Source organism: Pseudomonas sp. AKS31, from assembly GCF_023634765.1.
In the GTDB taxonomy this organism is placed as follows: Bacteria; Pseudomonadota; Gammaproteobacteria; order Pseudomonadales; family Pseudomonadaceae; genus Aquipseudomonas.
Window position 1 is genome coordinate 690,844 of sequence record NZ_JAMLFX010000001.1, and the last position, 11,248, is coordinate 702,091.

Sequence of the window (11,248 nt, forward strand, 5' to 3'; positions counted from 1 at the left end):
AAAACCGCCAGCGGCAGCACCCGCAGCAACGGATATGCCCCCAATCCCAATCCCAAAACCCCATAAACAAAAAAGGCGCGATTCTCTCGAATCACGCCTTTCTCATGTGCCGCTAGCTATCAGCTACCCAGCGCCTTCGACGCCAGCCAGAACAAACCAGCCGACAGCGCCACAGTCGCCGGCAGGGTCAACACCCACGCCAACAGAATGGTACGCACCGTGCCACCCTGCAGGCCGCTCTTGTTCGCGACCATGGTGCCCGCCACGCCCGAGGACAGAACGTGAGTGGTCGACACAGGCAGGCTGAAAATGTTGGCCATACCGATCAAACTGGCAGTAGTGATCTGCGCAGACATGCCCTGAGAATAGGTCATGCCCTGCTTGCCGATCTTCTCACCGATGGTCAGCACTACGCGTTTCCAGCCAACCATGGTGCCGAGGCCAAGGGCCAGGGCCACCGCCAGAATCACCCAGAACGGGGCGTATTCGGTGGTGGTGGTCAGGTCTTTGCGCAGCTTGTCGAGGTCTGCCTTTTCACGGGCTTCCAGGCCAGGCAGCTTGCCAACCTTCTTCGCGGTGTCGTCCAGGCAGAGCAGGTAGCGACGCACTTCGATACGGCTGTCTGACGACAGCGAATGGTAGTCCGCTACGCCTTTCAGCGTGTGCAGCAGGGCGCTGATGGTCGGTTCGGTCTGCTGCGGGTTGCAGCGGAATTTCTCCGGCAGGTCGCCTTCCACGCTTTTGCCCAGGGCCAGGAATTCACCCAGCGAATCGGCATTGCGCTGGTAGAACTGGCTCAGGTGCAGGGTCGCATCGCGAGTGCGTTCGATCTGGTACGTGGTGCTGTTCAGGTCGAGCACGAACTGCGCCGGGACAATACCGATCAGCACCAGCATGATCAGGCCGATGCCTTTCTGGCCATCGTTGGAACCGTGCACGAAGCTCACGGCCATGGCCGAGATCACCAGGACCAGACGGTTCCAGAACGGTGGATGCTTCTTGTCGTCGATCTTGCGGCGCTGTTCCGGCGTCTTGTGCATCTTCGACAGCGGACGCCACCATTTCAGGCCGATCAGGATCAGCGCGGCGATCAGGAAACCGGCCATTGGCGAGAACACCAGCGAGGCGCCGATGTCGATCGCTTTCTGCCAGTTCACGCCGTCGGCCAACGGAATGTCGTTGATCAGGGCGTTCGCCAGGCCGACACCGAGGATCGAGCCGATCAGGGTGTGCGAGCTGGAAGCCGGGATACCGAAGTACCAGGTGCCCAGGTTCCAGGCGATTGCCGCGGCGAGCAACGAGAACACCATTGCCAGGCCATGGCCGGTGTTCACATTGATCAGCAGTTCAACCGGCAGCAAATGGACGATGGCGTACGCCACGCCAACGCCGCCCAGCAGCACGCCGAGGAAATTGAACACACCGGAAAAGAACACCGCCAGGTGGGGCGGCATGGCTTTGGTGTAGATAACAGTGGCTACCGCGTTAGCGGTGTCATGAAATCCATTGATGAACTCGAAGGCGAGGACAAACGTCAGGGCGAGCAAGAGGCTCACAAGCACCCAAGCATCCAGTCCGCTGAATAAATCGATCATGAAGGTTTTCTGACCCGGTCGTAAGGGGGCGCGATTATGCCAGAAAAGACTGGAAATCGATCCCCTACCTGCTCATCGGTTTCACACTTCTTCGATTTAATTTGTTGCAGCACATGAAAACCTAGCGGAGCGCAGGGTTTTTCAAGTGGTTGATTTAATTGATAAAAGCCATTTTTGACAGGCGTTTTTACCGGCGTTGAGTGGTCTCAAACGCTTGTCTGAAATATCTCTGAAACCTGTAGGACGCCCATTCTCAGTCAACCAGACCGGGTAATGGCCGCTGCCCGCGGGTAGCGGGCGCGCAAGGCATCGTCGTTCCACCGCGCTTGTAACCGGTGTGGACGCAAACCTTCAAAAGATCCGAAAACCGTCGCTCAAGGCTCTTCGGCTTTGAGTTCCTTTTCGATCTTTTCGATTTCCTGCTTGAAGACCTGATCCTGAACGGTAGGGCGTTTACGCCATGCTTTGCGTTCCGGTTCGGGCTGAGCGGCGTAGGTGGTGACTTCCCCGCCGTAAACTTCCTTGTAACGTTGTTCCTGGCGCTCAAGTTCCGCGCGCAGTTCGTCTTTCGTCACAGTGCTACCTGTATGAGTTGAGTTAAGTGTCTGGTGAAACGCACTGCAACGAATCGATTGAACGCAGCCGCCGCGAGTTCAACGCCTGGACAGGCATTGGTGTAAACGGTGGGGCGATCAAGACTTCCGTGTTACAGGCGGCTACGGCACCAGATAAAAACTGACGCAGCATCAGTTTCCTGTTTCAGCGAGCGCAGGCGTTGCATGAGTGATGCGCGTCGGGCGCTGGCCGGGCTGTTGGCGATGGACATCGCCGCAGCGAATGGCGACCTCGATGATTAAAAGCGAGTTGCCACTGAGGTGCATTATAGCGGCCGATTCAGGAATGACTATCTTTGCCAAGTTAAAAACGGTTCCGGATGTGTGATTGTTTTGTGACTCGTAACTTTTGTCGCAAGTTGAAGTGCAGAGCGCCGATTATTTAGCGAACGATCTGTTTTTGGCGCCATTTAGTCGAACAACTAAGGCGCTGATTCAGATAAAAGCCAAAGTTGAGTCGAACCCTCGAAGCGTTTGAGGCGAGCCGCACAGCTGATTGCGATTATCGATCGGCGGTTCGATAATCGCCCAATCTTGCAGGCCCAGCGCTTGTGCATTGCTTGGCGAGCCGCTTGTATAGCCCATTGATCCGTGCCGGATAACAGGACAACAAATGAACGATCAAATGCGCAACTCCTTCACCTCCGTGGCACCGCCGATCGTTGCCTCGCCGGCCAAACGTATCCAGGCGCTGACCGGTGATCCGGACTTCATGACCTCGCTGGCCCGGGGGTTGGCGGTGGTGCAGGCGTTTCAGGAGCGCAAACGCCACCTGACCATCGCCCAGATCAGCCACCGCACGGAGATTCCCCGCGCCGCCGTGCGCCGTTGCCTGCATACGCTGATCAAACTCGGTTACGCCACCACGGACGGGCGCACCTATTCATTGCTGCCCAAAGTGCTGACCCTCGGCCACGCCTATCTGTCGTCGACGCCGTTGGCGGTATCGGCCCAGCCGTACCTGGACCGTATGAGCGAGCAACTGCATGAAGCCTGCAACATGGCCACGCTCGAGGGCGACGACATTCTCTACATTGCGCGCTCGGCGACCACCCAGCGGCTGATCTCGGTGGATTTGTCGGTGGGCGGGCGCCTGCCGGCGTATTGCACCTCGATGGGGCGGATTCTGCTGGCGGCCCTTGATGACACGTCGCTGCGTGAATACCTCGATCACGCCGAACTGGTCGCCAAGACCAGCCGCACGATTCACACCCCCGACGCGTTGCTCGAATGCCTGCAGGAAGTGCGGCAGCAAGGCTGGTGCATCGTCGATCAGGAACTGGAACAAGGCCTGCGTTCGATTGCCGTGCCGGTCTACGACGCTTCCGGCCAGGTCGTCGCGGCGCTCAACGTCAGCACCCACGCCGGGCGCGTCAGCCGTACCGAACTGGAGCAGCGGTTCTTGCCGGGTCTGCTTAGCGCCAGCCGCGACCTTAGTGCGCAGTTGTTCGCCTGATGAAGCTGTTCGATAAACGCACAGTGTTGCGTTTATCGAATTGACGCTAAAACCCTCGGATCATTAATGTCGCGGCAGCGTCATCCGGCGCTGATGTGAATGAGCCCGCCGGACGGTCGACTCCCATAATAATGACAAGAGGCAACTCACCATGCGCATGTTCCCCGACTGTCTCCGCTCCCTCCGCTGTTGCCGGATTGACCGCAACGCCTGATCCACACCTTCTATTCTTGTGACCGTGCCGCTCTCTGGCCGGCCGCCGTTCGACTGCGTTTTTTGCGTGGAATAAAAATAATGAACCAGCCTCAGTCCGCTGTGGGTAACTGCCTCGACGTGCAGACCTTCATCAATGCCCAACCGATCTCGCGCTATCAGTGGCGCGTGGTGATCCTGTGTTTCCTGATTGTCTTTCTCGATGGCCTCGACACCGCCGCGATGGGCTTTATTGCCCCGGCGCTGTCCCAGGACTGGGGCATCGACCGCGCCAGCCTCGGCCCGGTGATGAGTGCCGCGCTGATCGGCATGGTCTTCGGCGCCTTGGGGTCAGGCCCTTTGGCAGACCGCTTTGGGCGAAAAGTCGTCCTCGTCGGCGCCGTGGTGCTGTTCGGCGCTTTCAGTCTGGCGTCGGCGTACAGCTCCAACGTTGAACAGTTGCTGGTGCTGCGCTTCCTGACCGGTCTGGGTCTCGGCGCAGGTATGCCGAACGCCACTACGCTGCTTTCGGAATACACCCCGGAACGCAAGAAGTCGCTGTTGGTGACCAGCATGTTCTGTGGCTTCAACCTCGGCATGGCCGGCGGCGGGTTCATTTCCGCGAAACTGATTCCGGCGTTCGGCTGGCACAGTCTGTTACTGATCGGCGGGATCCTGCCGTTGATCCTCGCCGTGGTGCTGCTGTTCTGGCTGCCGGAGTCAGCGCGTTATCTGGTGGTGCGCAATCGTGGCACCGACAAGATCCGCAAAACCCTGGCGCCGATCGATCCGGCTACCGTCGCCCAGGCCGCAAGTTTCAGCGTACCGGAACAGAAAACCGTCAAGGCGCGCAACGTGTTCGCGGTGATCTTCTCCGGCACTTACAGCACCGGCACTTTGCTGCTGTGGCTGACCTACTTCATGGGACTGGTGATCGTTTATCTGCTGACCAGTTGGCTGCCGACGCTGATGCGTGACAGCGGCGCGAGCATGGAGCAAGCCGCGTTTATCGGTGCGTTGTTCCAGTTCGGCGGGGTGTTGAGCGCGGTTGCGGTGGGCTGGGCGATGGACCGCTTCAACCCGCACAAGGTCATCGGCACGTTCTATCTGCTGGCGGGGGTGTTTGCCTACGCGGTGGGGCAGAGCCTGGGCAATATCACCTTGCTGGCGACGTTGGTACTGGTGGCGGGGATGTGCGTCAACGGCGCGCAATCGGCGATGCCGTCGCTGGCGGCGCGGTTTTATCCGACCCAGGGGCGGGCGACCGGGGTCTCGTGGATGCTGGGGATTGGCCGCTTCGGCGCGATTCTCGGGGCGTGGATGGGCGCAACGTTGTTGGGCCTGGGCTGGAATTTTGAACAAGTGCTGACGGCGTTGGTGATTCCGGCGGCATTGGCGACCACGGCGGTGGTGATCAAAGGCATGGTCAGTCATGCGGATGCGACCTGATATTTCGATGTAAAGCGAAAAGATCGCAGCCTTCGGCAGCTCCTACATGTGAACGCGTAACCCTGTAGGAGCTGCCGAAGGCTGCGATCTTTTGCAGGCAACACGGACCGATAGGCTGGCAACAATCTGTTCGATAAACGAACACTCAGTCGATTATCGGATTGTTTGGCGGTTTTACCGCGCTTAATCTGCAGTGACTCCGGCGCTGAACCTCGCGCCTTTTTATCACTGGCGATTCATACAAAAACAGGAGCCCGCTCCATGGCTGAGATCCTTTCGCTGCACGATGCGGTGAAGCAATTCGTCAACGACGGTGACACCGTCGCACTCGAAGGCTTCACTCACCTGATCCCTACGGCAGCGGGTCATGAAATCATTCGTCAGGGCAAGAAAGATCTGACACTGGTGCGGATGACGCCTGACCTGATCTACGACCAACTGATCGGTGCCGGTTGCGCACGCAAACTGATTTTCTCCTGGGGCGGCAACCCGGGTGTCGGTTCGCTGCACCGCCTGCGTGACGCGGTCGAGAAACAATGGCCGCATGCGCTGGAAATCGAAGAGCACAGCCACGCCGACCTGGCCAACGCCTACGTCGCTGGCGCCTCCGGCCTGCCGTTCGCGGTGCTGCGTGCCTACGCCGGCTCCGACCTGCCGAAGGTCAATCCGCTGATCAAGTCTGTGACCTGCCCATTCACCGGTGAAGTGTTGGCGGCAGTGCCGTCGGTGCGCCCGGACGTGACCGTGATCCACGCACAGAAAGCCGACCGCCAAGGCAACGTACTGCTGTGGGGCATTCTCGGCGTGCAGAAAGAAGCGGCGCTGGCCGCCAAGCGCTGCATCGTCACTGTTGAAGAAATCGTCGACAACCTCAACGCACCGATGAACGCCTGCGTCCTGCCGACCTGGGCCTTGAGCGCAGTCTGCCACGTACCCGGCGGCGCACATCCGTCCTACGCCCACGGTTACACCGAGCGTGACAATCGTTTCTACCAGGCGTGGGATCCGATCGCCCGTGACCGTGAGACGTTTACCGCGTGGATCAACGAATACATCCATGGCTGCGCTGACTTCAGTGCGTTCCAGGCCAAGTTGGCCGCTGCTTCGGAGGCCAAGTAATGACTTACACCACCAATGAAATGATGACCGTCGCGGCGGCCCGTCGGCTGAAGAACGGCTCGGTGTGCTTCGTCGGTATCGGCCTGCCGTCGAAAGCCGCCAACCTCGCGCGCCTGACTTCTTCGCCTGATGTAGTGTTGATCTACGAGTCGGGCCCGATTGGCGCCAAGCCAAGCGTATTGCCGCTGTCCATTGGTGATGGCGAACTGGCGGAAACCGCAGACACCGTCGTACCGACCGGTGAGATTTTTCGCTATTGGTTGCAGGGCGGACGCATCGACGTCGGTTTTCTCGGCGCCGCGCAAGTCGACCGTTTTGGCAACATCAACACCACCGTGGTTGGCGATTACTTCTCGCCGAAAGTGCGTCTGCCGGGTGCCGGTGGCGCGCCGGAAATTGCCGGTTCGGCAAAAAGCGTGTTGATCATCCTTAAACAGTCGGCGCGTTCGTTCGTCGACAAACTCGATTTCATCACCTCGGTCGGTCACGGCGAGGGCGGTGATTCGCGCAAACGTCTGGGCCTGCCGGGCGCCGGTCCGGTCGGGATCATCACCGACCTGTGCATCATGGAACCGGAAGAAGGCACCCACGAATTCGTGGTCACCGCGCTGCACCCGGGCGTGACCCGCGAGCAAGTGGTCGCGGCCACCGGTTGGGCGATTCGTTTTGCCGAGCATGTTGAAAACACCGCTGAACCGACTGAAGTCGAACTGACTGCGCTGCGCGATCTCGAAGCGCGTACTGCCGCCGCCCACGGCCAGGCACCGGGAGAAGCATGATGCGTGACGTTTATATCTGCGACGCGATTCGCACCCCGATCGGCCGTTTCGGCGGCGGTTTGTCTGCCGTTCGCGCCGACGACCTGGCCGCTGTGCCGATCAAGGCCCTGATGGAACGCAATCCGTCGGTGGACTGGAACGCCATCGACGAAGTGTTCCTCGGTTGCGCCAACCAGGCCGGCGAAGACAATCGCAACGTCGCGCGCATGGCGCTGCTGCTGGCCGGTCTGCCGGAAACCGTACCGGGCGTGACCCTCAATCGTCTCTGCGCTTCGGGCATGGATGCGATCGGCACGGCGTTCCGTGCGATCGCCAGCGGCGAGATGGAGCTGGCGATTGCTGGCGGCGTCGAGTCGATGTCCCGCGCGCCGTTCGTGATGGGGAAGGCTGACGCAGCGTTTTCGCGCAATATGAAACTGGAAGACACCACCATCGGCTGGCGTTTCATCAACCCGTTGATGAAGGCGCAGTATGGCGTCGATGCGATGCCGCAGACCGCCGACAACGTCGCCGACGACTATAAAGTGTCGCGCGCCGATCAGGACGCGTTCGCCCTGCGCAGTCAGCAACGTACTGCCGCCGCGCAGGCTGCGGGCTACTTCGCTGACGAAATCGTCGAAGTGCGCATCGCCCACAAGAAAGGCGAAACCGTGGTCAGCCAGGACGAACATCCGCGCGCCGATACGACGATTGAAGCACTGAGCAAGCTGAAACCCGTCAACGGCCCGGACAAAACCGTCACCGCCGGCAATGCCTCCGGGGTCAACGATGGTGCTGCCGCACTGATTCTCGCGTCCGCCGAAGCGGTGAAAAAGCATGGCCTGATCGCCCGCGCCAAAGTGCTCGGCATGGCCAGCGCCGGGGTTGCGCCACGCGTGATGGGCATCGGCCCGGTGCCGGCGGTGCGCAAGCTCATCGAACGCCTCGGCGTGGCGGTCAGCGATTTTGATGTGATCGAACTCAACGAAGCGTTTGCCAGCCAAGGCCTGGCGGTGCTGCGTGAACTGGGTCTGGCCGACGACGCCGCGCAGGTCAACCCGAATGGCGGCGCGATTGCCCTCGGTCACCCGTTGGGCATGAGCGGTGCACGTTTGGTATTGACCGCACTGCATCAACTGGAAAAGACCGGCGGCAAGAAAGGTCTGGCGACCATGTGCGTCGGTGTCGGCCAAGGTCTGGCCCTGGCCATCGAACGCGTCTGACGCAAGCCGTGACGAAATAGAACAGAGGAAAGCGACATGTCTGACAAGCCTGGTTACCGTCGTCCGCAGGAAGGCACTCAGCCTGAATACCTGCACCCGACGTATCAATCCACCAACCTGCGCTCGCCGTCCAAGCCACTGGTGTTTCTGCCGCATTCGCTGTCGGAAATCACCGGGCCGACCATCGGTGCCGAGCGCGTGGGCGACCGCGATAACGACCTGACCGCACAGCACAGCGGCGAACCGCTGGGTGAGCGCATCATCATTCACGGTCGCGTGCTCGACGAAAACGGTCTGCCGGTGCCGGGAATTCTCGTCGAGATCTGGCAGGCCAACGCCGCCGGTCGCTACAACCACCAGCGCGACCTGCACGACGCGCCGCTGGACCCGAACTTCACCGGCACCGGTCGCACCGTCACCGACGCCGACGGCTGGTATCAGTTCCAGACCATCAAGCCCGGCGCCTACCCGTGGGGCAACCACCACAACGCCTGGCGCCCGGCGCACATCCACTTTTCGCTGTTCGGGCCGAGCATCCTTACCCGGCTGGTCACGCAAATGTATTTCCCGGGCGATCCGCTGCTGGCCTACGACCCGATCTACAACTGCGTGCCGGACACCTCGGCCAAGGAACGCCTGATCGCCCGTTTCGATCTGGAAAAAACCATTCCGTCCTACGCCCTCGGTTACCGCTGGGACATCGTGCTGCGCGGGCGTGAAGCCACGCCGATGGAGAAATAAGATGACGCTGACTGCGACCACGTCCCACACCGTCGGGCCGTATTACCACATCGGCCTGACCTGGCTGAACCGCGAAAACCTCACCGTCGAGCAAACCCTCGGCGAGCGCGTGGCGATCACCGGGCAGGTGGTGGATGGCAACGGCGATGTCGTCAACGACGCCATGCTCGAAGTCTGGCAGGCCAACGCCGCCGGCAAGTACGACCACCCGGAAGACGAGCAGGACAAACCGCTTGATCCGAACTTTGAAGGATTTGGCCGGGTGCCGGTGGACGCGGAAGGGCGCTTCCGTTTCACCACGATCAAACCGGGCACGGTTGAGGGCCTGAAGGGGTCGACGCAGGCGCCGCATCTGGTGGTGCTGGTGTTTGCCCGTGGCCTAGTCAAGCACTTGCTGACGCGGATCTACTTTGAAGGCGAACCGGCGAACGTGAATGATCCGTTGCTGGAATGTGTGCCGGCCGAGCGTCGCAGCACGTTGCTGGCCAAGCAGGACGCCTCGGGTGTGTACCAGTGGAATGTGGTTCTGCAGGGCACTGATGCCGAGACGGTGTTCTTCGATTATTAAGATCAAAAGATCGCCGCCTGCGGCAGCTCCTGCATGATCGTTCCCACGCTCTGCGTGGGAATGATGCCATGGACGCTCCGCGTCCACCGTGACGCGGAGCGTCACCGGATGCGTTACCACGCGGAGCGTGGGAACGATCAATACAGGATGTGGAACGGGACTGTTGCAAAGTATGTCTAGACTCTCACTGTCCCTATCGAGTGAAAAACAATGACAACGACCACCTCCCATTACACCGGCGAAGAGCGCAGCAAGCGCATCTTTGCCATTGTCGGCGCCTCGTCCGGCAACCTCGTCGAATGGTTCGACTTCTACGTCTACGCCTTTTGCGCGATCTATTTCGCCCCGGCGTTTTTCCCCTCCGACAACCCGACGGTGCAACTGGTCAACACCGCCGGCGTGTTCGCTGCCGGCTTCCTGATGCGTCCGATTGGCGGCTGGATTTTCGGCCGGGTCGCTGACAAGCACGGGCGCAAGAATTCGATGCTCATCTCGATTCTGATGATGTGCTTCGGCTCTCTGCTGATTGCTTGCCTGCCGACGTACAAGGACATCGGCGTCTGGGCGCCGGTCCTGCTGTTGTTCGCACGTTTGCTGCAAGGGCTGTCGGTCGGCGGTGAGTACGGCACCACTGCCACCTATATGAGCGAAGTCGCGCTCAAGGGCCAGCGCGGATTTTTCGCCTCGTTCCAGTACGTGACGTTGATTGGCGGCCAACTGCTGGCCGTGTCGCTGGTGGTGGTGCTGCAGCAATTCCTCACCGAAGACGATCTGCGCGCCTACGGCTGGCGGATTCCGTTTGTGGTCGGTGCGGTGGCGGCGCTGATTTCGCTGTTCCTGCGTCGTTCGCTGAAAGAAACCACCAACAAGGAAACCCGCGAACACAAAGACGCCGGCAGCATCAGCGCGTTGTTCCGCGATCACAAAGCTGCGTTCATCACCGTGCTCGGTTACACCGCCGGTGGCTCGCTGATTTTCTACACGTTCACCACCTACATGCAGAAATACCTGGTGAACACCGCCGGCATGCACGCCAAGACTGCCAGCTACATCATGACCGGCGCGCTGTTCCTGTATATGTGCATGCAGCCGCTGTTCGGTATGCTCGCCGACAAGATCGGTCGACGTAATTCGATGCTCTGGTTCGGCGCGCTCGGTACGCTGTTCACTGTGCCGATTCTGTTGAGCCTGAAAAGCGTCAACAGCCCGTTCCTCGCGTTTGTGCTGATCACCGTGGCGCTGGCGATCGTCAGTTTCTACACCTCGATCAGCGGCCTGGTAAAAGCCGAAATGTTCCCGCCGGAAGTCCGTGCACTTGGCGTCGGTCTGGCCTACGCGGTGGCGAATGCGATCTTCGGCGGTTCGGCGGAATTCGTCGCCCTGAGCATGAAGAACATCGGCATGGAAAACACCTTCTACTGGTACGTGACGGCGATGATGGCGATCGCGTTCCTGTTCAGCCTGCGCCTGCCGAAACAGGCGGCGTATTTGCACCACGATCTCTAACCCGATGCGCGCGGGCCGTAATGGCCC

Annotated in this window: 10 protein-coding genes; 8 read left to right on the top strand and 2 right to left on the bottom strand. The window is 60.3% G+C overall.

What is annotated here, in order from left to right:
• Positions 1-119 precede the first annotated feature (119 nt).
• The gene (locus M9827_RS03060; RefSeq protein ID WP_064119763.1) at positions 120-1,595 is read right to left on the bottom strand and encodes an inorganic phosphate transporter; all 1,476 of its coding nucleotides are present in this window, start codon (positions 1,593-1,595) and stop codon (positions 120-122) included.
• Between the two features lie 374 nt (positions 1,596-1,969).
• Positions 1,970-2,170 (bottom strand): hypothetical protein, encoded by a 201-nt coding sequence (locus M9827_RS03065; RefSeq protein WP_008080067.1) that lies wholly within the window; start codon positions 2,168-2,170, stop codon positions 1,970-1,972.
• Positions 2,171-2,822: 652 nt separating this feature from the next.
• On the opposite strand from M9827_RS03065, the gene pcaR reads away from it, so the two are divergent.
• The 8 genes from pcaR (at position 2,823) to M9827_RS03105 (ending at position 11,221) form a co-directional block, all read left to right on the top strand.
• Positions 2,823-3,665 carry a pca regulon transcriptional regulator PcaR gene (gene pcaR, locus M9827_RS03070; protein ID WP_007917109.1) on the top strand — a complete coding sequence of 281 codons (843 nt, stop codon included), beginning with the start codon at positions 2,823-2,825 and terminating at the stop codon, positions 3,663-3,665.
• 294 nt (positions 3,666-3,959) lie between these two features.
• Positions 3,960-5,306 (top strand): 4-hydroxybenzoate transporter PcaK, encoded by a 1,347-nt coding sequence (pcaK, locus tag M9827_RS03075; protein WP_127926124.1) that lies wholly within the window; start codon positions 3,960-3,962, stop codon positions 5,304-5,306.
• Between the two features lie 261 nt (positions 5,307-5,567).
• Complete coding sequence (locus tag M9827_RS03080; RefSeq protein WP_041070518.1) at positions 5,568-6,425, top strand: CoA transferase subunit A; 858 nt, start codon at positions 5,568-5,570, stop codon at positions 6,423-6,425.
• A complete protein-coding gene (locus M9827_RS03085; RefSeq protein WP_064393051.1) occupies positions 6,425-7,204 on the top strand; it encodes a CoA-transferase subunit beta in 780 nt (259 codons plus the stop codon). The genes M9827_RS03080 and M9827_RS03085 overlap by 1 nt, the downstream gene beginning before the upstream one ends.
• Positions 7,201-8,406 carry a 3-oxoadipyl-CoA thiolase gene (gene pcaF / locus M9827_RS03090; RefSeq protein WP_250603366.1) on the top strand — a complete coding sequence of 402 codons (1,206 nt, stop codon included), beginning with the start codon at positions 7,201-7,203 and terminating at the stop codon, positions 8,404-8,406. Before M9827_RS03085 ends, pcaF begins: the two co-directional genes overlap by 4 nt.
• Before the next feature lie 36 nt (positions 8,407-8,442).
• On the top strand, positions 8,443-9,147 hold the full coding sequence (pcaH, locus tag M9827_RS03095) for a protocatechuate 3,4-dioxygenase subunit beta (RefSeq protein ID WP_250603368.1): 705 nt from the start codon (positions 8,443-8,445) through the stop codon (positions 9,145-9,147).
• Between the two features lies 1 nt (position 9,148).
• Positions 9,149-9,715, top strand: a complete 567-nt coding sequence (pcaG, locus tag M9827_RS03100; protein ID WP_250603370.1) for a protocatechuate 3,4-dioxygenase subunit alpha — start codon at positions 9,149-9,151, stop codon at positions 9,713-9,715.
• Between the two features lie 210 nt (positions 9,716-9,925).
• Positions 9,926-11,221 carry an MFS family transporter gene (locus M9827_RS03105; RefSeq protein ID WP_250603372.1) on the top strand — a complete coding sequence of 432 codons (1,296 nt, stop codon included), beginning with the start codon at positions 9,926-9,928 and terminating at the stop codon, positions 11,219-11,221.
• Positions 11,222-11,248 lie beyond the last annotated feature (27 nt).

What these genes read in the sequence shown, in the direction of transcription:
- M9827_RS03060 (WP_064119763.1), bottom strand. Translation starts at nt 1,595, where the DNA reads ATGATCGATTTATTCAGCGGACTGGATGCTTGGGTGCTTGTGAGCCTC.
- pcaR (WP_007917109.1), top strand. Translation starts at nt 2,823, where the DNA reads ATGAACGATCAAATGCGCAACTCCTTCACCTCCGTGGCACCGCCGATC.
- pcaF (WP_250603366.1), top strand. Translation starts at nt 7,201, where the DNA reads ATGATGCGTGACGTTTATATCTGCGACGCGATTCGCACCCCGATCGGC.
- M9827_RS03080 (WP_041070518.1), top strand. Translation starts at nt 5,568, where the DNA reads ATGGCTGAGATCCTTTCGCTGCACGATGCGGTGAAGCAATTCGTCAAC.
- pcaH (WP_250603368.1), top strand. Translation starts at nt 8,443, where the DNA reads ATGTCTGACAAGCCTGGTTACCGTCGTCCGCAGGAAGGCACTCAGCCT.
- pcaG (WP_250603370.1), top strand. Translation starts at nt 9,149, where the DNA reads ATGACGCTGACTGCGACCACGTCCCACACCGTCGGGCCGTATTACCAC.
- M9827_RS03085 (WP_064393051.1), top strand. Translation starts at nt 6,425, where the DNA reads ATGACTTACACCACCAATGAAATGATGACCGTCGCGGCGGCCCGTCGG.
- M9827_RS03105 (WP_250603372.1), top strand. Translation starts at nt 9,926, where the DNA reads ATGACAACGACCACCTCCCATTACACCGGCGAAGAGCGCAGCAAGCGC.
- pcaK (WP_127926124.1), top strand. Translation starts at nt 3,960, where the DNA reads ATGAACCAGCCTCAGTCCGCTGTGGGTAACTGCCTCGACGTGCAGACC.